The organism is Roseovarius nanhaiticus, assembly GCF_900156535.1.
Classification (GTDB): Bacteria; Pseudomonadota; Alphaproteobacteria; order Rhodobacterales; family Rhodobacteraceae; genus Roseovarius; species Roseovarius nanhaiticus.
In genome coordinates this window covers 1,866,803-1,890,046 of sequence record NZ_FTNV01000001.1, presented here as the reverse complement: position 1 = coordinate 1,890,046, position 23,244 = coordinate 1,866,803, and the positions used below count along the sequence as shown (strand labels likewise).

The 23,244-nt window shown below is 63.5% G+C and carries 18 protein-coding genes; 15 read left to right on the top strand and 3 right to left on the bottom strand.

The features are described from left to right. Positions 1-110 precede the first annotated feature (110 nt). From BW975_RS09145 to BW975_RS09130, 4 genes are all read left to right on the top strand, one after another. On the top strand, positions 111-1,115 hold the full coding sequence (locus BW975_RS09145; protein WP_083687024.1) for a carbon-nitrogen hydrolase family protein: 1,005 nt from the start codon (positions 111-113) through the stop codon (positions 1,113-1,115). Between the two features lie 97 nt (positions 1,116-1,212). Continuing rightward, on the top strand, positions 1,213-3,963 hold the full coding sequence (locus BW975_RS09140; RefSeq protein ID WP_418314313.1) for an aminotransferase class I/II-fold pyridoxal phosphate-dependent enzyme: 2,751 nt from the start codon (positions 1,213-1,215) through the stop codon (positions 3,961-3,963). Next, the gene (locus BW975_RS09135; RefSeq protein ID WP_272482020.1) at positions 3,960-5,462 is read left to right on the top strand and encodes a biotin carboxylase; all 1,503 of its coding nucleotides are present in this window, start codon (positions 3,960-3,962) and stop codon (positions 5,460-5,462) included. The genes BW975_RS09140 and BW975_RS09135 overlap by 4 nt, the downstream gene beginning before the upstream one ends. A gap of 7 nt (positions 5,463-5,469) precedes the next feature. After that, a complete protein-coding gene (locus BW975_RS09130) occupies positions 5,470-6,480 on the top strand; it encodes a C45 family autoproteolytic acyltransferase/hydolase (protein WP_170846528.1) in 1,011 nt (336 codons plus the stop codon). A 26-nt stretch (positions 6,481-6,506) separates the two neighbouring features. Here the strand turns inward: BW975_RS09130 and BW975_RS09125 are convergent, their stop codons facing one another. The 3 genes from BW975_RS09125 to BW975_RS09115 all read right to left on the bottom strand — a co-directional run bounded on the left by BW975_RS09125 (position 6,507) and on the right by BW975_RS09115 (position 9,142). Continuing rightward, positions 6,507-7,505 (bottom strand): GlxA family transcriptional regulator, encoded by a 999-nt coding sequence (locus tag BW975_RS09125; protein ID WP_335743497.1) that lies wholly within the window; start codon positions 7,503-7,505, stop codon positions 6,507-6,509. Between the two features lie 72 nt (positions 7,506-7,577). Next, complete coding sequence (locus BW975_RS09120) at positions 7,578-8,369, bottom strand: inositol monophosphatase family protein (RefSeq protein WP_244512451.1); 792 nt, start codon at positions 8,367-8,369, stop codon at positions 7,578-7,580. Next, positions 8,366-9,142 (bottom strand): DeoR/GlpR family DNA-binding transcription regulator, encoded by a 777-nt coding sequence (locus BW975_RS09115; RefSeq protein WP_076532856.1) that lies wholly within the window; start codon positions 9,140-9,142, stop codon positions 8,366-8,368. Before BW975_RS09115 ends, BW975_RS09120 begins: the two co-directional genes overlap by 4 nt. 199 nt (positions 9,143-9,341) lie before the next feature. On the opposite strand from BW975_RS09115, the gene BW975_RS09110 reads away from it, so the two are divergent. The 11 genes from BW975_RS09110 to BW975_RS09060 all read left to right on the top strand — a co-directional run bounded on the left by BW975_RS09110 (position 9,342) and on the right by BW975_RS09060 (position 23,065). Next, complete coding sequence (locus tag BW975_RS09110; protein ID WP_076532854.1) at positions 9,342-10,277, top strand: ABC transporter substrate-binding protein; 936 nt, start codon at positions 9,342-9,344, stop codon at positions 10,275-10,277. Between the two features lie 77 nt (positions 10,278-10,354). After that, positions 10,355-11,386: a quaternary amine ABC transporter ATP-binding protein gene (locus BW975_RS09105; RefSeq protein WP_076532852.1), complete on the top strand. Its 1,032-nt coding sequence runs from the start codon at positions 10,355-10,357 to the stop codon at positions 11,384-11,386. Then, positions 11,383-13,380: an ABC transporter permease gene (locus tag BW975_RS09100; RefSeq protein WP_244512453.1), complete on the top strand. Its 1,998-nt coding sequence runs from the start codon at positions 11,383-11,385 to the stop codon at positions 13,378-13,380. The genes BW975_RS09105 and BW975_RS09100 overlap by 4 nt, the downstream gene beginning before the upstream one ends. Further along, the gene (locus tag BW975_RS09095; RefSeq protein ID WP_076532848.1) at positions 13,377-14,270 is read left to right on the top strand and encodes a phosphotransferase; all 894 of its coding nucleotides are present in this window, start codon (positions 13,377-13,379) and stop codon (positions 14,268-14,270) included. Before BW975_RS09100 ends, BW975_RS09095 begins: the two co-directional genes overlap by 4 nt. Next, complete coding sequence (locus tag BW975_RS09090; RefSeq protein WP_076532846.1) at positions 14,267-16,705, top strand: GcvT family protein; 2,439 nt, start codon at positions 14,267-14,269, stop codon at positions 16,703-16,705. Before BW975_RS09095 ends, BW975_RS09090 begins: the two co-directional genes overlap by 4 nt. 83 nt (positions 16,706-16,788) lie before the next feature. Further along, a complete protein-coding gene (locus tag BW975_RS09085; protein WP_139194199.1) occupies positions 16,789-17,100 on the top strand; it encodes a hypothetical protein in 312 nt (103 codons plus the stop codon). A 117-nt stretch (positions 17,101-17,217) separates the two neighbouring features. Then, on the top strand, positions 17,218-18,249 hold the full coding sequence (locus BW975_RS09080) for a BMP family protein (RefSeq protein ID WP_076532841.1): 1,032 nt from the start codon (positions 17,218-17,220) through the stop codon (positions 18,247-18,249). Continuing rightward, positions 18,250-19,806, top strand: coding sequence for an ABC transporter ATP-binding protein (locus tag BW975_RS09075; RefSeq protein ID WP_076532840.1), 1,557 nt, complete (start codon positions 18,250-18,252; stop codon positions 19,804-19,806). Next, positions 19,796-20,845 (top strand): ABC transporter permease, encoded by a 1,050-nt coding sequence (locus BW975_RS09070; RefSeq protein WP_076533585.1) that lies wholly within the window; start codon positions 19,796-19,798, stop codon positions 20,843-20,845. Before BW975_RS09075 ends, BW975_RS09070 begins: the two co-directional genes overlap by 11 nt. A 4-nt stretch (positions 20,846-20,849) precedes the next feature. Next, positions 20,850-21,794 (top strand): ABC transporter permease, encoded by a 945-nt coding sequence (locus BW975_RS09065; RefSeq protein ID WP_076532838.1) that lies wholly within the window; start codon positions 20,850-20,852, stop codon positions 21,792-21,794. After that, positions 21,794-23,065 (top strand): amidohydrolase family protein, encoded by a 1,272-nt coding sequence (locus tag BW975_RS09060; RefSeq protein ID WP_076532836.1) that lies wholly within the window; start codon positions 21,794-21,796, stop codon positions 23,063-23,065. Before BW975_RS09065 ends, BW975_RS09060 begins: the two co-directional genes overlap by 1 nt. The last annotated feature ends 179 nt before the right edge of the window (positions 23,066-23,244 follow it).

Genomic DNA, 23,244 nt, shown 5'->3' with positions numbered 1-23,244 from the left:
ACGTGACGCTACGTCATCGGAACGCGGTGCGTATCTGGCCTGTTGTTATTCCGCGCCCGATAGGCATAGACTGACGGTTCAGATCGCGCATAACAAAGGAAAGCTCGCTGATGACGCCATTCGCAATCGCAGGTGTTCAGATGTACGTGAACGCGCTGCAACCCAATGTGGACGGGATGATCCACCGGCTCGACTTGCTGATGGCGCGCTTTCCCTGGACGCAGATGGTGCTCTTTTCAGAGCTGGCGCCCTACGGTCCGCTGACCAAGTTTTCCCTGCCCCTGCGCAACGAAACCATCGACCGTTTTTGCGAGGCGGCGCTGCGCCATAACGTCTGGTTGATCCCCGGATCGATGTTCGAGACTGCCGAGGATGGGCGGATCTATAACACCGCGACCGTGATCAACCCGCAGGGCGAGATCGTGCAGAGCTACCGCAAGATGTTTCCCTTTCGCCCCTATGAGGCGGGCGTCGATGCCGGGACGGGTTTTTGCGTTTTTGACGTGCCAGATGTGGGGCGCTTTGGCCTCTCGATCTGCTATGACATGTGGTTCCCGGAAACCACCCGCCAGCTGACAAGTCAGGGTGTCGAAGTGCTGCTGCATCCGGTTCTGACGGGCACCACGGACCGCGAGGCAGAGCTGTCGATCGCGCGCGCGACGGCGGCACAGTTCCAGTGCTATGTCTTCGATGTTAACGGTCTTGGTGCGGGGGGCGTGGGCAAGTCCTGTGTCGTCGATCCTACAGCCACCGTTCTTCACCAGTCGGCTGGGCAAGAGGACATGTTTCCCATCGAGGTTGACCTCAGCCATGTGCGCCGCCAACGCGAGCGGGGCATGAAGGGACTGGGCCAGGTTCTCAAAAGCTTCCGCGACCGCGAGGTCGACTTTTCGGTCTATGATCGCAGCAGCGGCACCGATGCCTACCTGCACGGTCTGGGCCCGTTGGCCATACCCGGTCAAGACACGACAGGCGCCGCGCGCGCCGATCTGGGCAGGGATCTGGGCGGGCGTCCGGGCACGCATCAACCCACTGGCAGACCGGCCAACGCGGGCGAGGACGCCAGCGCCATTCCGGGGATCAAGGTCGGGGGAACGCCACCCTTAACGAACTGACAAGAAACAAAAATTGCGGACGATCAGATTCTGCCCGCACGACACTGCCGCCACTTTCTGATCGCCTGCGCACAAGCGGGGAACTGATATGCATTCGATGGCAGACTATTATTCGGCAGTCCAATTGCGGGCCGACCGGTGGAGCTCGCTCCGCGATATCTCATCCGAACTGGCGCGCAATTCAGATGGGCGCGCCGCGACCAAGATGAAGGCGCAGATCACCGAGCTTCTCGATCAGCTCGCCCCGATTGAGACATTCTGGGCCTTTCCGGGCACCGCCGCTTTCGATCTGCTCCACCGCCATTTCGAAGCCGGCCACTACAGCGAGCTTGCCTTCACGACCAAGCGGATCCTGCGCGCGTTGACAAGCGGCGCCTATCGCCGTCGCCATATTCCACTGGACCGCGAAAGCATCGACACGGACGAGCATGAGGACGAGGCGCTCCAGTCGCTGGAGGCCCGCGCATTGACCAAGCCCTATTTCGAGGTGCTGATTGTCGATGACATGAATGAGCATCAGGAACGGTGGCTGAAATCCAATTTCCAGCGGATGCGCCGACCGGAAGACCCGTTCCACTATGAACCTGTCGTCGTCCCCAGCCTGCAGGACGCCTTGATGGGAGTGCTTTTCAATCACAATATTCAAGCCATCGTCGTGCGGCCGGGCCTGACACTGGAATCCAAGCTGGAGTTGCCCATTCTCGAGCGCTATCTGAACCGCGCGGGCGGCATCAAGGCGCTCGCAGAGCTCGACCCCGGCAATTACGGCCCGGAACTCTGCCGCATGATCGCACGCGTGCGTCCCGAACTTGACGCCTACCTCATCACCGACCGCTCGGTCGAGGATATCGCGGGGCTGGACCTGGGGATTTGCCGCCGTGTCTTCTATAATCAAGAAGATTTCCTGGAGCTGCATCTCAACATCATTCGAGGCGTTCAGGCCCGCTACAAAACGCCCTTCTTCACCGCGCTGGTCGAGTATTCCAAGCAGCCCACCGGTGTTTTTCACGCCATGCCCATCAGCCGGGGCAAGTCGATCAGTCGGTCGCACTGGATTCAGGATATGGGCGCGTTCTATGGTCCGAATATCTTTTTGGCTGAAACCTCGGCTACGTCCGGCGGCCTCGACAGCCTGCTCGAGCCTCACGGACCGATCAAGGAGGCGCAGCGCCTTGCCAGCCGCGCGTTCGGGTCAAAGCAGACGTATTTCGCCACCAACGGCACGTCGACCTGCAACAAGATCGTCGTGCAAGCCCTTGTTCGGCCAGGAGATATCGTGCTGGTCGACCGTGACTGTCACAAGTCCCACCATTACGGGATGGTCCTGGCTGGCGCGCAGGTCTGCTATTTGGACAGTTATCCGCTGAATGAGTATTCGATGTACGGCGCCGTGCCGCTCAAGGATATCAAGAAGCAGCTTCTGGAGCTGAAGGCGGCGGGCAAGCTGGACCGGGTGCGCATGCTCTTGCTGACCAACTGTACGTTCGACGGTATCGTTTATAACGTCGAGCGGGTGATGGAGGAATGCCTCGCGATCAAGCCGGACCTCGTGTTCCTCTGGGATGAGGCATGGTTCGCTTTTGCCCGGTTTGGCCCCACCTACCGCCAACGCACGGCTATGAATGCCGCCGAGAACCTGCGCGAAAAGCTGCGGACCGAAACGCATGCAAAGGCCTATGAGGCGCAGCAAAAAGAGCTGGAGGGCAAGGGCGACGAGGCTCTGCTCAACACCCGCCTCGTTCCGCCCCCGGGGGCACGGGTGCGCATCTACGCCACGCAATCGACGCACAAGACGCTCACCTCATTGCGCCAGGGCTCGATGATCCATGTCCACGACCAGGACTTCAAAGGCGAGGTCGAGGCCGCGTTTCACGAAGCCTACATGACCCATACTTCCACATCGCCGAACTACCAGATCATCGCATCGCTGGATGTCGGGCGCCGCCAGGTCGAGCTGGAAGGCTTTGAATTTGTGCAAAGGCAGGTCGAGGCCGCCATGTCGATGCGCAGGGCGATTTCCACGCATCCGCTTTTGCAGAAATACTTCAAGGTTCTGACCGCCGGCGACATGATCCCCGAGGAACACCGCGAGAGCGGCGTGCAGAGCTATTACGATCCGCAGCAAGGCTGGACCGACATCTGGGATTGCTGGGAGAGCGATGAATTTGTGCTGGACGCCACGCGCGTCACGCTGGCCGTGGGCGGTACCGGCTGGGACGGCGACACGTTCAAGACCGAAATCCTGATGGATAAATACGGCATCCAGATCAACAAGACATCGCGCAACACCGTCCTTTTCATGACCAATATCGGCACGACGCGCTCGTCGGTCGCCTACCTCATTGAGGTGCTGGTCGAGATCGCGCGCGAGCTGGACGAATTGCAGGACGACGCGTCAAACATGGAAAAACGCGGCTTTGAGCGGCGCGTGGCGAACCTGATGGACGATCTGCCTCCGCTGCCCGATTTCAGCCACTTCCACGACAGTTTCCGCACCGGGGACAGCACGCCAGAGGGCGATATACGCTCGGCCTTTTTCCTCAGCTATGATGACAAGAATTGCGACTATCTGGAGCTGGACGGATCCATCCATGAAGCGATGAATTCGGGGCGTGAGGTGGTCTCGGCCCAGTTCATCATCCCCTACCCGCCCGGCTTTCCCATCTTGGTGCCCGGACAGGTCGTCAGCGACGAGATCCTGTCCTTCATGCGCGCCCTCGATGTCAGCGAAATCCACGGCTATCGCCCCGATCTGGGCCTGCGCGTCTTCACCGAGGATGCGCTGAAAAAGCAGGGCAAGGCGAATGTCGCCAGGCTGAAACTCAATGATGCACGCGCAAAATTCTGAAGAATACCAAATATAAAAAACGAACAAGGGAGACAGACAAAATGGTAGCAGAACTCAAGAATATCTCGGAAATCCGCCGGCATTTTCACCGTAACGAGGATCCGATCTATTTCATCTCGGCCACCAACTTCAACCTCTTGGGCCTCGATGAGTGGTGCAAGAATTTCAAGTATATCTGCTATATCGACTGCTACGGCGGCAAGCATCCGAACACATTCGTGCCCAGCGAACAGCCCCATGCCGAATTTCAGTCGATCGAGGACATCAACAACTACCTTCTGCAACACAAGGAGGTCATTGATCTGGTCAAGCGGCGCGGTGGCAAGCCGAAATTCGTCTTTCTCATGTTCGACGAAGAGACCGAGCGCCTCGCCAAGGAACTGGGCGCCGATGTCTGGTTCCCCAAGGCCAAGCTGCGTCAGAAGATGGACAACAAGATCGAGACCGTGCGCATCGGCAACAAGGCGGGCGTGCCGTCGGTGCCGAACACGCTGAGCGTTGTCGAAAGCTATGAGCATCTGAACGAGATCTGCGACAAGGCGGGGCTTGGCCATGATCTGGTGCTGCAATCGGCCTACGGCGATAGCGGGCATACGACCTTCTTCATCAAATCCGAAGCCGATTTCCGCCGCCATGAGCACGAGATCGTCGGCGAGGGCGAAATCAAGATCATGAAGCGGATCGACTGCCGCGGCTCAGCCATCGAGGGCTGCGCCACCAAGGAAGGCACCATCGTCGGCCCCCTGATGACCGAGCTTGTCGGCTTCAAAGAGCTGACCCCCTACCGCGGCGGCTGGTGCGGAAACGAAATCTTTGCCACCGCCTTTCCGCCCAAGGTGCGCGAAAAGGCACGCGAGCTGACCTTTAAATTCGGCGAGCAGCTGCGCAAGGAAGGCTATCGCGGCTATTTCGAGCTGGATTTCCTGATCGACAAGAAAACTGGCGACATCTGGCTGGGCGAGCTCAATCCGCGTATCACCGGCTGCTCGTCAATGACCAACCATGCGGCTTTCGCCCATGCGGATGCGCCACTTTTCCTCTTCCACCTGCTGGAATTCTCGAAAAAGAAATTCCATCTGGACGTGGACGAGCTGAACGGCCGCTGGGCCGATCCCAAGATGATCGACAGCTGGTCTCAGATGGTGATCAAGCATACCGAGGATACGGTCGACATCGCCACCAACGTGCCCGAGACGGGCATTTATCGCATGCGCGAGGATGGCAGTATCGACTTCAACCGCTTCGACTATCACCGCCGCGCGGTGGAATCCGAGAACGAGGCGTTCTTCCTGCGCATCCTGCAGCCGGGTGATTATCGCTACGAGGGCGCCGATATCGGCATTCTGGTGACGCGCGGGCGCTCCATGACCAACGGATTCAAGCTGACCGAGCGGGCCAAGCGCTGGATTCACGGGATCAAGCAGGGCGTGCAGGGCCGCCCCATGCCCACCGCCGAGGCGGGTCCGGCATTGAATGATCCCGCGTTCAAGATCATGTAGCTTTTGCATGAAACTGACGTGGCGCGCGATAACCGAGGATGATCCCGGCCCGAAATGGGCCGGGCTTTTCCGCGAATACTGGCCTGACTACCATCGCTGGTGGGCGCGTGAGGGCGCGGAGGCGCGTCCGGGCTTTCTCGACAGTCACAAGGCGCTGCGCGCGCATATGCCCGAGCTCTTGCCGCTTTATGACCAGCTGGTCGAGCTGGCAGGCGGCACGGACCATGCCGCGCGGTTTCTCAGCTTTTACTGCCCGCCGCCTTACCTTTCGTCGTGTAGCCAGGCCATCTGGCCGGGTGCCGAGCCGGTCATGGTGCGCAATTACGACTACTCGCCCAAGGCATTCGACAGCCTGACCCTGCGCACAAAATGGCAGGGCCGCGCCGTGATGGGCACGTCCGATGGCCTTTGGGGGCTGGTGGACGGGATCAACGACGCGGGGCTTGCCGTCTCGCTTACCTTCGGCGGGCGGCGTGTTGTCGGCGACGGGTTCGGCGTGCCGCTGATCCTGCGCTACGTTCTGCAGACTTGCGAGACCGCCGAGGAGGCGGGCCGCGTTCTGGCCCGCGTGCCGACCCATATGAGCTATAATGTCACCGTGCTGGACCGCCGACGCAAGTTCCTGACTGCACTGATGGCGCCCGACCGCCCCGCCGTGATCACCCATCAGGCCGTGGCGACCAACCATCAGGAGCGGGTGGAGTGGGCAAGTCATGCCCGCTTTACCGCCACGGTCGAGCGCGAGCGTTACCTGCTCCAGCGATTGACGCTGCATGTCGAGGAGGAGGAGAAATTCATCGGCGCATTCCTGCGTCCGCCCCTCTATTCTACGCGCTTCGATCAGGGCTTTGGCACGCTATACACGGCTGTCTTTCGCCCCAGGCGGCTGCAGATGGAAATGCGTTGGCCCCGCGCGCGCTGGCCGCTGGATCTGCATGACTTCCGCGAGGATACGCGCATCATCTACACGCCCGAAGGCAAGGCGAAGGTGGAAGAGCCCGCCGATTCACCGGACTAGCGACGCGCCGGGCCGAAGCCCTCCCCTCACCACCGCTTGCGGAACTTCCCCGGCGCCATGTCAAATTTCTGGCGGAATGCGCGGGCAAAGGCCGACGTGCCGCCAAATCCGGTCGCGGCCGCGATCTCGGCGATGGGCAGATCCGTTTCGCTCAGCAACGAATAGGCCCGCGCGAGGCGCAGATCGGTGTAGTAGCGCCGCGGGCTGAGGCCGGTATGCTGGGCAAAGCTGCGCTCGAGTTGGCGCTTGGAGATGCCGGATCCGCGCGCGATCTCCTCGACACCAAGCGGCTCTTCGAGGTTAAGCTGCATCAGCCGGATCGCCGCGATGAGATGCCGATTGCGGCTGCCAATGGCCGCCGAATGAGCGGTCTTTTGCGGCGCGTGGTCCGAATGGCTGCGCCCGTGCAGGCACATATCCGAGACGGTCAACGCGAATTCCGGGCCGAAATCATCCTCGATCACGCTCAGCATCAGATCGGTCGAGGCCGAGCCGCCCGCCGCCGTCATCAGCTCGCGGTCCACCTCATAAAGGTTGGGTGTCGGCACCAGATCCGGCCAAGCCTCGATAAAGGCGGGCTGGTTCTCCCAGTGGAGGGTGAAGCGACGGCCCCGCAAAAGACCCGCACGTGCCAGGGTGAAGGCTCCGGTGCAGATCGCGCCCACGGGCACGCCATGCGCGGCCTGCCGAGCCGCCCATTTGGTGACACTCATGTCCAGCGTCTCGGCCGGCTCGACGCCCGAACAGATAAAGACGCGCGCGCCGCGTTCGGGCGGACCGAGGGGTGCATCGGCCACGATAGCGATATTGTTCGAACAGACCACCGGCGCGCCGCCTGGCGTCATGATGCGCCAACGATACAGCTCCTGCTGCGATATCTGGTTGGCGACGCGCAGAGGCTCGATCGCCGCCGAGAGGGCCAGCATGGTCAGCTTGGGCAGCAGCACGAAATCAAACATGCGCGGCGCCTCGACGCGCGCGATGCGGAAACTGGCAGCACCTTTGGGGATGTAGCTGGACCGCATCATCTGCGCCTTCAATCTGTGAACCTGCGCCACGCTAGCACGGTGCCAAAGGCGCGCCCAGATGCTGCGCGCCTATCCGTGCAGGACATTCAGAAGTGCTGCATGCAGCGCGGGCGTCGCCGCCGTCACGACCCGCCCGTCCGAGCCGAGGGTCAGCGCGCGTCCCTCCCAATCCGTAATGACGGCCCCCGCCGCCTCGATCAGCGGGACGAGCGGCAAGAAGTCGTAAGGCTCGAGGCCGATATCGGTCACGGCGTCGATCTGCCCCGACGCGACCATGGCATGGGGGTAGCAATCATAGGACATGCGGCGCGTATGCCCTGTTGTGCAAAGCCGTGCGAAAAGCGCAGGATCATGGGCAAAGAGCCGCTCGGCCTCGTTGATGAACAGCCGCGCCTCGCGCAGCTCGGTCGTGGCGCGCGCGCGGATGGGCGCGCCGTTCAGCGTGGCGCCAGCGTCCTTGATGCCCAGATATGTCTCGTTCAGGGCCGGCATGCGCACAACGCCCACCTGCGGAACGCCCGCCTGCAAATGCCCGATCAGCATCCCGAAGGCCGGATAGCCGGTCAGGAAAAACCGCGTGCCGTCGATCGGATCGATGATCCAGGCGGGGCCGTCCAAGGAGCCTTCGGTGCCGAATTCCTCGCCGAAAATGCCGTGGCCGGGAAACTCCGCCGCGAGGGCCGCGCGAATGGCCTCCTCGGTGGCGCGATCGGCGATGGTGACGGGGCTGGCATCCGCGTCGTCCTTGGTTTCGACGCCAAGGCCGCTTTGGCGAAAATGGCGCATCGGCACGGCGCTGGCAGCCTCCGCGATGCGCGCGGCGCTGGCCGCGATCTGATCTAGCGTCATCCGGTCCTTCATGGGTCCGCCACCTCTATCTCCAGGGACCAGTCCCGCGCCGCGCGGGCCAGATCGGCGGGCGGGGCCGCATCCGTGACCAGCGTGTCGATCACGGCCGGATCGCACAGGGTAATAGGCGCCGCGCGCCCGAACTTGGCGGCGTCAGCGGCGACGATGCGCCGGGCCGCGCCCTTGATGATCTCGCGGCTGAAATTCGCCTCTTCCAGATCGAACAGCATAAAGCCGTTGTCCGCCGTGATCCCGGCAGTCGAAAGCACCGCCAGATCCGTCTTGAAATTGCGGGCAAAGGCCATCGCCTCGGCGCCAAACGCGCCGCCATCATGCGCGCGCAGCGCCCCGCCCGCCATATAGACGCGGTTGCCGCCGCGCGTCGCCAGCTTGTAGGCGACCGAGACGGAATTGGTGACCACCATCAGATCGCGGTGATCGCGCAGCGCGTCGGCGATATAGCTGGTCGTGCTGCCCACATCGAGGAAAACCGAACTGCCATCGGGGATCATGCCCGCGACATGCCGCGCAATGCGCTGCTTGGCGCTGGCGCCGATGCTCAGCCGGTGCTGAAAATCACCCTCGCCCGGCATCTCGGCCAGGCGCGCGCCGCCGTGCATCTTGGTCACATGGCCCGCATCGGCCAGCACCTTGAGGTTGCGGCGCACCGTTTCTTCGCTGACGCCCATCTCGGTGGCCAGCCGCCCGACGCGCAGCGAGCCGCCCGCGCGGCGCAGCGCGTCGATGATTTCTTGCTGGCGGTGGGTGGGATGTGCGCTGTCCATGCCGGCCTGCTTTGCTGTCACAAGGTGCGAAGGGCGATACAACACGCAGCGCCGAATACAAGGGCAGTCTGCCACGGCATTCGCGCAATTTCCAACATAAACCCACATTAAGCGTTGCCATATGTGGATTTCTGCGCTTCACTCATAAATGTCGCACCCACCCAAACGAGGCGCGGCAGCCAATCAGGGAGTATATTTCATGAAACGCATTGCCACCTGCGCCGCCGCGCTTGCCGCATTCACCTTCCCCGCCATGGCCGAGGTCGAGAGCCAGGACCCCATCCGCCTGACCACCCATGACTGGACCGGCCAGATCGTCAACACGACGATCCTCAAGAATGTGCTGGAGAAAGCCGGCTACAATGTCGAGCTGGTGCAGGCCGATTACATCGCGCAATTCGCGGGGCTGAAGACGGGCGATCTGCACGTCGCCTCGGAGATCTGGGAGACGACCGGCCGCGAGGCGATGGACGAGGCCGTGGCCACCGGAAATGTCGTCAACATGGGTGAAGGCGGTATGATCGCAATCGAGGAATGGTGGTATCCCAGCTATATGGAAGAGCGCTGCCCCGGCCTGCCGAATTGGGAGGCGCTTCAGGACTGCGCGGGCGAATTTGCCACGTCCGAAACGGCGCCATTGGGCCGTTATTTGGGCGGGCCCGTCACATGGGGCGGCTTCGACGAAGAACGCGTCGAGGCGCTGGGGCTCGATTTCGAGGTGGTGCATGCGGGCACGGACGCCGCGCTTTTTGCCGAGCTGGAATCGGCCTACCAGCGCGAGGCGCCGATCGTACTTTGGCTCTATTCTCCCCATTGGGCGCCCGCGAAATACGAGGGCAAGTATGTCGAATTTCCGCCTTACTCAAAGGAATGCTACGAGGATCCGTCCCACGGCGTAAACCCCGATGCGGCCTATGATTGCGGAAAACCGACTGGCCCCATCTGGAAAGTCGCATGGTCGGGCGTCGAAGAGAAATGGCCCGGCGCCGCCGAGATCATCCGCGACTACACCCTCACCAACGAGGAGATGGGCGCGATGGTGTCGGCCGTGGATCTGGACGGAAAGTCCATCGACGATGTGGCCGCCGAGTGGATGGCAAGCAACGAAGCCAAGGTGGATGGCTGGATCAACTGAACCTCCCTGAGACTGACGGGGGGCGCGCTTTGCCCCCCGCTTTTTCGTGCTCCACCCCTCTGCCCCATGAGGTGCCGATGCCCCGCGCCCCCAAGCTGATCTGCCGCGACGTCTGGAAGCTCTATGGCCCGGACGCTGCCGGCCTCCTTGCCAGCACTCCGGCCCCGGATGACGCCGCGCTGCGCGAGGCGGGTCTGATCGGCGCCGTGCGCGCCGCAAATGTCGAGATTTACGAGGGCGAGATCTTTGTCATCATGGGCCTTTCGGGTTCGGGCAAATCCACGCTGGTGCGGTGCCTGTCGCGGCTGGTCGAGCCGACGGGCGGCAAGATCGAATTCGACGGTGAGGATCTGCTGGCCATGACGGGCGCGCAGCTGACGCAGCTCAGGCGCAAGAAGATCGGCATGGTCTTTCAGAACTTCGCCCTGCTGCCGCATCTGACGGTCTTGCAGAACGTGGCCTTTCCGCTCGAGGTGCAGGGCGTGGCGCGAACCACCCGCGAGGCGCGCGCGCATGAGATGATCGAAACGGTTGGCCTCAAGGGACGCGAGCAATACTTCCCGCGTCAGTTGTCCGGCGGGCAGCAGCAGCGCGTCGGCATCGCCCGCAGCCTTGTGGGCCAGCCCGAGATCTGGTTCCTTGACGAACCGTTTTCCGCGCTCGATCCGCTGATCCGGCGCGAGATGCAGGACGAGTTCCTGCGGTTGCAAGGCCTTCTGCACAAGACCATCGTGTTCATCACCCATGACTTCGACGAGGCGATCCGCCTTGCCGACCGGATAGCGGTGATGAAGGACGGGCGCATCGTGCAGACGGCGACGCCCGAAGAACTGGTGCTAAACCCTGCCACCGATTATGTCGCTGAATTCACGAAACATATCCCGCGCGGCAAAGTGCTGAGCCTTGGCGCGGTCATGGCGCCTCTCGGCCCCGGCCCCTTCGCCGGTGATCTGGGTGCCGCGTCCCGCGTTGCGGATGTGGCCGATCAGGTCGAGGCCGCCCAGCGCCCGTTTCGCGTGATGCAGAAGGGCGTGCCAGTGGGCCAGGTGGATGCGGCGGCGGTGATCGACGTACTGATCGGGCGGCAGCGGGCTGGCGCCCCCGCATGATGTGGCGGCGCCTGACCACGCCTGCCGCGCTTTTCTGGTGGGGCCTTTTCGCGGTCACGTGGCTGCTGTCATCCTATTCGTTCCAGCTTTACAAGGCTTTCGATGCACGCTGGATCATCCGCTTTCCCAAGGGCTGGCAGATCAATTTCGAAGGCTGGATTTCGGACGCGATGCGCTGGCTTCTAGAAGATGCGACCTTCGGCCTTTTTACCTTTCGTGAGCTGACCCGGTTCATCTCGGGCCTGATCGAGATCCCCTATGACGCCGCGCGCGCGCTTTTGGCGGACGGCTTCATCTCTGGCCTCGGCTCGAACGCGGTCGAGATCGCGCCACCGCTCAGCTGGCTGGCAGTCACCGCTCTGGCGGTGATGATCGCGCGCTACGCCAAGGATTGGGGCCTTGCCGCGCTTGTGGGCGCCTGCTTCGTCTATCTCGCCATCTTCGGCCAGTGGCAAAGCGCGATGGTCACGCTGGCCTCGGTCGTCATAGCTGTCCCCATCGGCGTCATGGGCGGCCTCGCGCTCGGCATCGCGTGCTACCGCGCGCCCTGGTTCGAGCGGGCGTTGCGCCCGGTGCTGGACCTCATGCAGACGGTGCCGATCTTTGCCTATCTGGTGCCGATCCTCTTCCTCTTCGGCTTCGGCCCCGTCTCGGCGCTGGTGGCGACGGTGATCTATGCCATGCCTCCCATGGTACGCGTCGCAACGGTGGCGTTGCAGACCGTCCCGCCCGAGGTGGTCGAGGCCGGTCACATGGCGGGCTGCACCAAGCGGCAGATGATGTGGAAGGTACTGGTGCCCTCGGCCGGGCCGACGCTGATGGTGGGCGTCAATCAGGTCATCATGCTCTCGCTCAACATGGTGATCATCGCGTCCATGATCGGCGCGGGCGGCCTTGGCTTCGACGTGCTGAGCGCGCTTCGCAGCCTCGATATCGGCGGCGGGATCGAGGCGGGGCTGGCCATCGTGGTCATTGCCATCGCGCTCGACCGCGTCAGCCAAGCATTCGCCACCCGCCTGCCGGATGTGGCGCCCGCGCAGGATGCGGGACTGGTCCAGCGCCATCCCTATCTGGTGGCCGCCGGGCTGATCGTTGCGGGCACGTATCTGCTGGGTCTCTTCATCCCCTTCGTGCAGGACTACCCCGAGCGGCTCACCCTCACCACCTCCCCCTTTTGGGAGGACGCGATGCGCTGGATCAACGTGACGTTCTTCGACACGCTGGACGCGATCAAGTCGTTCTTCCTCACGTGGCTCCTGCTGCCGGTCAAGCGCTTCTTTACCGGCATTCCCTGGGCCTGTGGCATCATCGCGGCGGGCCTTGCGGCAGGCCGCGTCGGCGGCTGGCGGCTGGGGGCAATGGCTGGGATCATGACAGCGCTCATCGCCAGCGTGGGCCTCTGGAACGAGGCGATGACGACGGTCTATCTCTGCGGTGTCTCGGTGCTCATCGCCTATGCCATCGGCGTGCCCTTGGGCATCTGGGCAGGCCAGCGGGCGCGGGCGCATGCTTGGGTTGGGGCTTTCATCGACACGCTCCAGACGCTGCCCAGCTTTGTCTATCTCATCCCTGTCGTGATGCTCTTTCGCGTTGGCGAGTTCTCGGCGATGGTCGCGGTCGTGCTCTACGCCCTCGCCCCGGCCGTGCGCTATGCCGCGCATGGCGTCCGGTCGGTCGATCCGCAGATGATCGAGGCGGGGCTGGTCGCGGGCTGCACGCCCCGGCAACTGCTCTGGCGCGTCAAGCTGCCGCTGGCTACGCCTTCGCTGCTTCTGGGTCTCAACCAGACGATCATGCTGGCGCTCTCGATGCTGGTGATCACCGCGCTCGTCGGCACGCGCGATCTGGGACAGGAGGTCTATATCGCGCTGACCAAGGCCAATACGGGCCAAGGCATCGTCGCGGGCGTGGCCGTCGCCTTCATCGCCATCATCGCGGATCGCATCATCTCGGCCATGGCGCGCCGATCCAAGGAAAGGCTGGGACTGACATGACACCGGATGACGCCATCGCCGCCGCGCGCGCCCTGCCCTGCTGGAGCGATGTCACGGCGGCTGCACCGCTGGAGGGCGGGATCACCAATCACAACATTCGGGTCACCGATGCGGGACGGGATTACGTGGTGCGGCTTGGGCAGGATATCCCCGAGCATGGCATCCTGCGCTGGCACGAACTGGCGCTGAGCCATGCCGCCGCAGATGCGGGCCTCTCGCCTCCCGTGCGCCACCATCAGGAGGGCGCGCTGGTGATCGACTACATCCCCAGCACCGCGCTGACCGAGGAGGATCTGCACGACGAAGGGTCGCTGATGCAGGCGACGGACCTCGTGGCAACGCTGCACCGCGATCTGCCGAAGCACGCGCATGGGCCGACACTTGCCTTCTGGGTGTTCCACATCCTGCGCAGCTACGCGCATGATCTGCGGGCAAAAGGCTCGCGCCATATCCCGAAGCTGAGCGGGCTTCTGGACGAGGCGGAGGCGCTGGAACGCGCTGTTGGCCCTGTCCAGATGGTGCTGGGTCATAATGACCTCTTGCCCGCCAACATTCTGAGGGCGGACAGCCGCATGTGGCTGATCGACTGGGAATATGGCGGCTGGAACTCGCCCCTTTTCGATCTCGGCGGCCTTGCCAGCAATGCCGCCCTGCCGCGCGAGGCAGAAAAGGCGATGCTGGCGCGATACTATGGCGCATTGCCCGGCCCGGAGCTCTGGCGCAGCTACGAGGCGATGAAATGCGCGTCGCTCCTGCGCGAGACGATGTGGTCGATGGTCAGCGAGCAGACCTCGCAGATCGACTTCGACTATGCCGATTATACCGACAAGAATCTCGGCCGCTACCTCGAGGCGCTGGCCGCCCTCAAAGCCCAAGGACATCTGACATGAGCGATTTTCCCAAAGAGGCCCGTGCGGTCATCGTCGGCGGCGGGATCATAGGCTGCTCGACCGCCTATCACCTGGCCGATCTGGGCTGGGACGTGGTGCTGCTCGAGCGCAAGAAGCTGACCTCGGGCACCACGTTTCACGCGGCGGGTCTTGTCGGCCAGCTGCGCTCGAACGCCAATATCACGCAGCTTCTGGGCTATTCGGTCGATCTCTACAAACGGCTCGAGGCCGAGACGGGCCAGGCGACCGGCTGGAAGATGAATGGCGGCCTGCGCCTTGCGTGCAACGAGGAGCGCTGGACGGAAGTCAAACGGCAGGCGACCACCGCGCACAGCTTTGGCCTCGAGATGGAGCTACTGACGCCGTCCGAGGCACAGAAACTCTGGCCGCTGATGCAGGTCGATGACGTGATCGGGGCTGCCTATCTGCCCACGGACGGGCAAGCGAACCCCTCGGACATCACGCTGTCACTGGCCAAGGGCGCACGGCAGAAAGGCGCGCGCATCTTCGAGGACACGAAAGTGACCGAGGTCATCGTCGAGGATGGCGTCATCAAGGGCGTCGAGACGGAAAAGGGCCGCATCGACACGCCCATCATCATCGCCTGCTGCGGTCAGTGGACGCGGGCCTTCGCCAAAACAGTCGGGGTCAATGTCCCGCTCGTTCCGGTCGAACATCAATACATGGTGACCGAGCCCATCGACGGCGTCACCGCCGACATGCCCACGCTGCGCGATCCGGACCGGCTGACCTATTACAAGGAGGAGGTCGGCGGCCTCGTCATGGGCGGCTACGAGGCGAACCCGATCCTCTGGGCCAGGAACGGCATTCCCAAGGATTTCCACTACACCCTGCTGGACAGCAATTTCGACCATTTCGAGCAGCTTATGGAGCTGTCGCTGGGCCGCGTCCCTGCACTGGAAACCGCCGGCATCAAGACGTTGACCAACGGACCCGAAAGCTTCACCCCCGATGGCAATTTCATCCTCGGCGAGGCGCCCGAGCTGCGCAATTTCTTTGTCGGCGCGGGCTTCAACGCCTACGGCATCGCGGCGGGCGGCGGCGCGGGCATGGCGCTGGCCGAGTGGGTGGCCAAGGGGCAGCCGCCCTATGATCTCTGGGCGGTCGATATTCGCCGCTTTGGCAGGCCGCATTTCGACGATGACTGGATCCGCGCCCGCACCTACGAGGCCTACGGCAAGCATTACACGATGGCTTGGCCCAGCGAGGAGCAGACAAGCGCCCGGCCCTGCCGCAAATCCCCGCTCTACGATGTGCTGAAATCCCAAGGCGCGGTCTTTGGCGAAAAGCTGGGCTGGGAGCGTCCCAACTGGTTCGCGGAACCGGGCGAGGAGGCGCGCGACATCTACACCTTCGGCGTGCCCAACTGGCACGATGCCGTCGCGCGCGAGCACAGGGCGGCGCGCGAGGCGGCAGTGCTGATCGACCAGACCTCCTTTGCCAAGTTCGTGCTGAAAGGCCCGGATGCCGAGGCGGCACTGGGATGGATCGCGGCCAATGACGTGCGCGGGCCGGTGGGCAAGCTGACCTATACCCAGATGCTGAACGATCACGGCGGTATTGAATGCGATCTGACCTGCCTGCGCGCGGCGCAGGATGAATTCTACATCGTCACCGGCACCGGATATGCCACCCATGATTTCGACCATATTGCGCGCACCATTCCCGAAGGGATGAACGCGCAGCTGGTCGATGTCACCTCATCCTATGCGGTCCTGTCGCTGATGGGGCCGAAGGCGCGCGATATCCTGCAGGCGGTCACGCATGCAGATGTGTCGAACGCCGCCTTTCCCTTCGGCACCGGACAGACCATCGGGATCGCTGGCGCGCCGGTGCGCGCCCTGCGCGTGACCTATGTGGGCGAGCTGGGCTGGGAGCTGCATATCCCGACCGAATACGCCACAGCCGTGCATGCAAAGCTTGTCGAGGCGGGGGCCCCGCATGGCCTGCGAAACGCGGGCTACCGCGCAATCGAGACATTGCGTCTGGAGAAGGGATATCGCGCCTGGGCGTCAGATATCGGCCCCGACCACACCCCGTTCGAGGCGGGGCTGGGCTGGGCAGTCAAGCTGAAGACCAATGTCGATTTCCGGGGGCGCGAGGCTTGCGCGGCGCAAAAGGAGAACGGCGTGCGCAAGATCATGGCGACGTTTACCGCCGCGCCCGATGTGATCCTGTCGGGGCGCGAGACGATCCTCAACGACGGCAAGCGCTGCGGCTGGCTCAGCTCGGCGGGCTACGGGCATACCATCGGCGCGCCAATCGGCATGGGCTATGTCCGCTCGGATAGCGTAATCACGCATAAGGATGTGTTGGCGGGCAGTTACGAGTTGGAGGTCGCGGGCGTGCGTGTGCCCGCCAAAGTGCACCTGACGCCCCTCGTTGATCCCAAGATGGAGAATGTGAAGGTCTAAGAGGGGCCGGCGGATTGTGCGCGCGGCGCGGCGCGTGCAGGATGCCTAAAAGTACTGACGGATTTCTCGCCATGTTGTGCCGCATGACCGCCCTCATCCTGACCGCTCTTTTGCCGCCTTTGCAAGCCTGTTCCAGCGAGCCCGATTGGACCGCACGGAAATGCGCGCTCTATGCCTGGGCCTTTGCCGATGCGCTGGCGGCTCAGGGCACGGACGGGCTGCGCCCGGCCTTCCTTGAGGCGAATGAGGCCTTCATAGCAGGCGACTGCCGGACCCTGCCCGATTTTTGTGCAAAGGGCCGGTCCGAGGTGGATTTGCTCAATCTCTTGACGGTGATGACCATGAACGAAGGTATGGCCAGCACCTTTGTTCCCTTCACTTGCGCATCGGACTAGATCGCGATGCCTGCCCCTGAGTGAAATGCAGGCGGGCGGCACTCAAAATACTGGCCTTCACCGGCGTTTGATTTTACGCTGCGACTGCAAACGATAATCCTCAGGGGGATAGACTACATGACCAAGGCTCCAACACCGCTGCGCCACTTCACGCGCCGCCGCTTTCTCGCCACTGCCGCCGCTGCTGCGCTGACAGCGGGCCTCTTGACCGGCGCGCGTCCCTTGATGGCGCAAGAGCCGATCAAGGTCGCCGCGATCTACACCGTCCCCGTCGAGCAGCAGTGGGTCAGCCGCATTCACAAGGCTGCCGTCGCCGCCGAAGAGCGCGGCGATATCACCTACACCTTCTCGGAAAATGTCAGCAACACGGACTATGCCCGCGTCATGCGCGAATATGCCGAGGATGGCACGCAGATGATCATCGGCGAGGCCTTCGCCGTCGAGCAGGAGGCGCGCGAGGTTGCCGCCGAGTATCCCGACATCGCTTTCCTTCTCGGCTCCAGCTTCAAGCCCGATCCCGCGCTGCCCAACTTCGCGGTCTTCGACAATTACATTCAGGACGCCTCGTACCTGACCGGAATTATTGCCGGCTCCATGAGCGAGAGCGGCAATATCGGCCTGATCGGCGGCTTTCCCATCCCCGAGGTGAACCGCCTGATGCACGCCTTCATGGCCGGCGTGCGCGAAACGAATCCCGATGCCTCCTTCCAGGTCAGCTTCATCGGCTCGTGGTTCGATCCGCCCGCCGCCAAGGAAACCGCCTACGCCATGATCGAGAACGGCGCAGACATGCTTTATGCCGAGCGGTTCGGCGTGAGCGATGCAGCACAGGAAAAGGGCGTTCTGGCCATCGGCAACGTGATCGACACGCAGGCCGACTATCCCGACACGGTTGTTGCCTCCGCCATCTGGAATTTCGAGCCGACGCTGAACATGGCGATCGAGCAGGTCAAGGCCGGTACATTCGAGGCCGACGATTACGGCCGTTTTTCCATCATGAAAGAAGGCGGCGCCGAGCTGGCTCCGCTGGGCACTTTCGCGGGCAAGGTTCCGCAAGAGGCGATGGATCTGGTCGAGCAGCGCAAGGCCGAGATCATGTCGGGCGACTATGTCACCGAAATCAACGACGAAGAGCCGAAGTCCAACTAAATGCCCAATAAAGCAGAGGCGCAGATTGTTCTGCGCCTCGACAAGATCACCAAGACGTTCGGCAATTTCACCGCCAACGATGCTGTGAGCCTTACCCTGCACAAGGGTGAGGTCATTGCCCTTCTGGGCGAGAACGGCGCGGGCAAGACCACGCTGATGAACATCCTGTTCGGTCAATACACCGCCGATAACGGAACGGTGGAGGTCATGGGCAAAGCGCTCCCCCCCGGCAATCCGCGCGCGGCGCTGGATGCGGGCGTGGGCATGGTGCATCAACATTTCACGCTGGCCGAGAACATGACCGTGCTGGAGAATGTGACCCTCGGCACCCGCTCGCTCTGGTCGCTGGGCCGCGATGCCGGTGCGGCGCGCGCGCGGATCCGGCAACTCAGCCAGGATTTCAAGCTGAGCGTCGATCCGGACGCCCGCGTCGGCACGCTCACCGTAGGCGAGCGGCAGCGGGTCGAGATCCTCAAGGCGCTCTACCGCGACGCGCGCATCCTCATCCTGGACGAGCCGACGGCGGTTCTGACCCCGCAGGAGACGAACGATCTGTTCGAGACGCTGCGCAAGGCCGTCGCGCTGGGGCTGTCGATCATTTTCATCTCGCACAAGCTGCACGAGGTCATGGCCATTTCGGATCGCGTCGTGATCCTGCGCCATGGCAAGGTGGTACATACCGGGCCGACCTCGGGCACGGACCGGCACGATCTGGCCGCGCGCATGGTTGGCGGCGCCGTCAGCGCGCCCAAGGCGGATCCCGGCACGCCCGGCGCGCCGCTTCTGTCGCTGCGCGGCGTCTCGACCCCGGACAAGGGCGCAGCGCCGGGCCTCAAATCGCTCGATTTCACGCTGCATGCGGGTCAGATCACCGGCCTCGCGGGCGTCTCGGGCAATGGGCAAGCCGCCCTTGCGGCGTTGGTCGGCGGCGTCATTCGCCCCGCATCGGGCACTCTGGCGCTGAACGGGGCCGAGGTCGCCGCATGGACCCCGCGCGAGGCCGTCCATAACGGCATCGCCCGCATCCCCGAGGACCGGCACAAGACCGGCACGATCGCCGATTTTGACCTGACCGAGAACGCCATTCTGGAGACCTACCGCGACGCGCCCTTCAGCCGTCATGGCTGGCTGAACTGGCGCCGCGCGCGCGAGTTTGCCGAAGGCATCATCAAGGGCTACGACGTCCGCTGCCCCGGCCCCGGCACGCGCATTCGCCTGCTGTCGGGCGGCAATATGCAAAAGCTGATCCTGGGGCGCGTCATGGAAGGCAGTCCCCAGATCATACTGGCCAATCAGCCGGTGCGCGGCCTCGACATCGGGGCGGTAAACTATGTGCATTCGCAACTTCTGGCGGCGCGCGATCGCGGCGCGGCCGTCCTTCTTATCTCCGAAGATCTGGATGAAATCATGGCCTTGTCGGACGTCATTCATGTGATATCCGAGGGCCGCCTGTCGCCGCCTTTCGCGCGGGGCAGCATGACCCCCGCCGAGCTGGGCGTGTGGATGGCAGGCCACGGATTCGCCGATCATGCCCCGGAGCCTGCTCATGCGTCTTGAACCCGTCGCCAACCCGTCACTGGCCCGCACCATGGTGCCGCCCGCGCTGGCCATCCTCGCCACCATCGCCATCGCGTCCTTCCTCGCCATGATCGCAGGGGCCAACCCGTTTTCGGTACTGGGCCTCATCATCAAGGGCGCCTTCGGCAGCAAATTCGCCCTGCTCGAAACCCTGAACCGTGCGACGCCCCTCATCTTTACCGGCCTCGCCGTTGCCGTCGCCTTTCGCGCGCGGCTGTGGAATATCGGCGCCGAGGCGCAGCTTTATGCCGGCGCGCTGGTGGTCGCTGTCCTTGGCACTGGCCTCCTGCAATGGCCAAGCGCCCTGCTTCTGCCCACCATGGCGATCCTCGCCATGGTTGCGGGTGCCATCCTGCTTCTGATCCCCGCGCTCCTCAAAGTGCGCCTTGGCGTTGACGAGGTGGTCACCACCCTTCTTATCAACTTCATCTTCCTGCTCTTCATCTCGATGCTGCTGGAAGGCCCGCTGAAGGATCCGATGGGCATGGGCTGGCCCAAATCGCCGCGCCTGATAGACGAGGCGCGCCTGCCCCGTATGGCCGAGGGCCTGCGCCTTCACTGGGGTTTCGGCCTTGCCCTGATCGCTGCCGTGATCACTTGGATCATCGGCGCGCGCACGACGCTGGGCTACGAAATGCGCGCCGTGGGCCTCAACCGCGAGGCGGCGGAATTCGCGGGCATCCCGGTGGGCCGCGTCCTGATCAAGACCGCGCTCCTCTCGGGCGGTCTGGCCGCGCTGGCGGGCTATTCCGAGGTTGCGGGGCTCAAGGGCAACCTGACGCTCGATCTCAGCCCCGGCTTTGGCTACACGGGCATCATCGTGGCGATGCTGGCGCTGCTCAATCCGCTGGGCGTCGTTGCTGCCGCGCTCTTCGTGGCGGGCATCTTCGTGGGCGCGGACAGCATGAGTCGCGCCGTGGGTGTTCCGACCTATCTTGCGGACATCATGCTGGCCACCGCGCTCCTGCTGATGGTGGTCGCGATCCTTCTGACCCGGTTCCGCGTGGTGAGGGAGTAATCCAATGGACATCCTCGAAATTCTCCTCACCGCCAGCTTCTGGACCGCCGCGATCCGCATCGCATCGCCGCTGATCTTCGCCACGCTGGGCGAGCTGATCTGCGAGCGCGCGGGCGTTCTGAACCTCGGGATCGAGGGGATCATGGTTGCGGGCGCCTTCGCAGGCTGGATGGCGGTCTATTCCGGTCTCGGCCTCTGGCCCGGCGTCATGGTCGCCTTCATCGTCGGCATGGGCTTCGGCCTTGTTCATTCGATCCTCACGGTGCCCTTCGGTCTCTCGCAGCACGTCGTCGGCCTCGGTGTCACGCTCCTCGCCACCTCCAGCACCTATTACGCCTACCGCCTCGCCCTGCCCGAGGTGACATCCCCGCCCAAAATCGTGGCGTTCCAGCCGCTCGAAATCCCGATCCTTTCGGAGATACCGCTGATCGGACCCGCCCTCTTTGCGCAAACCCCACTCACCTATCTGGCCTTTGCCATGGTGCTGATCGTGTCGATCACGCTCTACCGCACGCCTCTGGGCCTTGCGGTCCGCGCGGCTGGCGAAAACCCGCAGGCGGTAGCCGCCCAAGGACTATCCGTCACCGCGATCCGCATGGGCGCCGTGATGATCGGCAGCGGCCTCATGGCCATCGGCGGCGCGTTCCTGACCATGTCGGCCTTCAACAGCTTTTTCTTCGAGATGGTGAACGGGCGCGGCTGGATCTGCATCGCCCTCGTCGTCTTCGGCGCGTGGAAGCCGGGCAAGGCGCTCCTCGGCGCGATCCTCTTTGCCGCCTTTGACGCGGCCCAGATCCGCCTGCAACAGACGCCACTCGGGGCGAACGTCCCCTATCAGGTCTTCCTTATGATGCCCTATTTCCTGTCCATCCTCGCCCTCGTCGTCATGTCGCGCCGCGCCGAGGTGCCAGCCGCGCTCATGGTGCCGTTCAACAAGGGAGAGCGTTGATGTTCGATATTCTCGTGAAAGGCGGCACTTTGCCCGATGGCCGCGTCGCCGATATCGGGATCGAAAAGGACCGCATCAAAGCCATCGGCCAACTGGACGCCGAGGCCGGCGAGGTCATCGACGCTGCCGGCGATCTGGTCGCGCCGCCCTTCGTCGATCCGCATTTTCACCTCGACGCGACGCTCAGCTACGGCCAGCCGCGCATCAATGCCTCTGGCACTCTGCTCGAAGGCATCGGCCTCTGGAGCGAGCTGAAGGAGGTCATGACCGAAGAGCAGATGGTCGAGCGCGCGCTCACCTATTGCGACTGGGCCGCATCGATGGGCCTTCTGGCGATCCGCAGCCATGTGGACACCTGCGACGACACGCTCAAGGGCGCGCGCGCCATGCTGAAGGTGCGCGAGCAGGTCAAGGATTACATCGACCTTCAGCTCGTCGCCTTCCCGCAGGATGGCCTTTACCGCGACCCGACCGCGCGCGAGAACACGCTTCGCGCGCTCGACATGGGCGTCGATGTCGTCGGCGGCATTCCCCATTTTGAACGCACGATGGCCGATGGCGCCGCCTCGGTCCGCGAGCTGTGCGAGATCGCCGCCACGCGCGGCCTGCGCGTGGACATGCATTGCGACGAGACGGACGATCCCATGAGCCGCCATATCGAGACGCTGGCATACGAGACCCAGCGCCTCGGCCTTCAGGGCCGTGTCAATGGCAGCCACCTGACCTCAATGCATTCGATGGACAATTACTACGTCTCGAAGCTCCTCCCCCTCATTGCCGAGGCGGGCGTCTCGGCAGTGCCCAACCCGCTGATCAACATCATGATCCAGGGCCGCCACGATACCTTCCCCAAGCGGCGCGGCATGACGCGGGTCAAGGAGATGCAGGCCCACGGCATCACGGTCGGCTGGGGGCAGGACTGCGTGCTCGATCCGTGGTATCCCTTGGGCACCGCCGATATGCTGGACGTCGCCTTCATGGGCCTGCACATCGCGCAAATGTCCTCGCCCGAGGAGATGGCGCGCTGTTTCCGCATGGTAACGGAGGACAACGCGCAGATCATGGGGCTCGAAAACTATGGCCTCCACGAGGGTGCTGACGCCTCGCTGGTCGTCCTCGACGCTGCCACCCCCACCGAGGCGCTGCGCCTGCGCGCCGCACGCATTTGCGTCATCGCCAAGGGCCGCGTCATCGCCCGCACTCCCCGCATGGATGCGCAGCTCAGCCTGCCGGGCCGCTCCGCCAGCACCCGCCGCCGCCACCGCACCTGATCTTTCTTCTTGCTGAAAATATCCTGGGGTGAGGCGGAGGGTTGCGCAGAAACCCCCAGCCGAGGGGCAAAGCCCCTTTTCCGCCGATGACACAAGACCGCCCGCGCATGTCGCTTTCGGTATAGGCTGCCTGCGCGTAGGCTGTCACAAGGTCCGCAATCCGCAACGCTCCCAAGGAG

Bases quoted from the DNA above. Each gene is read 5' to 3' on its own strand.
- BW975_RS09145 (WP_083687024.1), top strand. From the start codon at position 111: ATGACGCCATTCGCAATCGCAGGTGTTCAGATGTACGTGAACGCGCTG.
- BW975_RS09140 (WP_418314313.1), top strand. From the start codon at position 1,213: ATGGCAGACTATTATTCGGCAGTCCAATTGCGGGCCGACCGGTGGAGC.
- BW975_RS09130 (WP_170846528.1), top strand. From the start codon at position 5,470: ATGAAACTGACGTGGCGCGCGATAACCGAGGATGATCCCGGCCCGAAA.
- BW975_RS09125 (WP_335743497.1), bottom strand. From the start codon at position 7,505: ATGCGGTCCAGCTACATCCCCAAAGGTGCTGCCAGTTTCCGCATCGCG.
- BW975_RS09120 (WP_244512451.1), bottom strand. From the start codon at position 8,369: ATGAAGGACCGGATGACGCTAGATCAGATCGCGGCCAGCGCCGCGCGC.
- BW975_RS09115 (WP_076532856.1), bottom strand. From the start codon at position 9,142: ATGGACAGCGCACATCCCACCCACCGCCAGCAAGAAATCATCGACGCG.
- BW975_RS09110 (WP_076532854.1), top strand. From the start codon at position 9,342: ATGAAACGCATTGCCACCTGCGCCGCCGCGCTTGCCGCATTCACCTTC.
- BW975_RS09105 (WP_076532852.1), top strand. From the start codon at position 10,355: ATGCCCCGCGCCCCCAAGCTGATCTGCCGCGACGTCTGGAAGCTCTAT.
- BW975_RS09100 (WP_244512453.1), top strand. From the start codon at position 11,383: ATGATGTGGCGGCGCCTGACCACGCCTGCCGCGCTTTTCTGGTGGGGC.
- BW975_RS09095 (WP_076532848.1), top strand. From the start codon at position 13,377: ATGACACCGGATGACGCCATCGCCGCCGCGCGCGCCCTGCCCTGCTGG.
- BW975_RS09090 (WP_076532846.1), top strand. From the start codon at position 14,267: ATGAGCGATTTTCCCAAAGAGGCCCGTGCGGTCATCGTCGGCGGCGGG.
- BW975_RS09085 (WP_139194199.1), top strand. From the start codon at position 16,789: ATGACCGCCCTCATCCTGACCGCTCTTTTGCCGCCTTTGCAAGCCTGT.
- BW975_RS09080 (WP_076532841.1), top strand. From the start codon at position 17,218: ATGACCAAGGCTCCAACACCGCTGCGCCACTTCACGCGCCGCCGCTTT.
- BW975_RS09075 (WP_076532840.1), top strand. From the start codon at position 18,250: ATGCCCAATAAAGCAGAGGCGCAGATTGTTCTGCGCCTCGACAAGATC.
- BW975_RS09070 (WP_076533585.1), top strand. From the start codon at position 19,796: ATGCGTCTTGAACCCGTCGCCAACCCGTCACTGGCCCGCACCATGGTG.
- BW975_RS09065 (WP_076532838.1), top strand. From the start codon at position 20,850: ATGGACATCCTCGAAATTCTCCTCACCGCCAGCTTCTGGACCGCCGCG.
- BW975_RS09060 (WP_076532836.1), top strand. From the start codon at position 21,794: ATGTTCGATATTCTCGTGAAAGGCGGCACTTTGCCCGATGGCCGCGTC.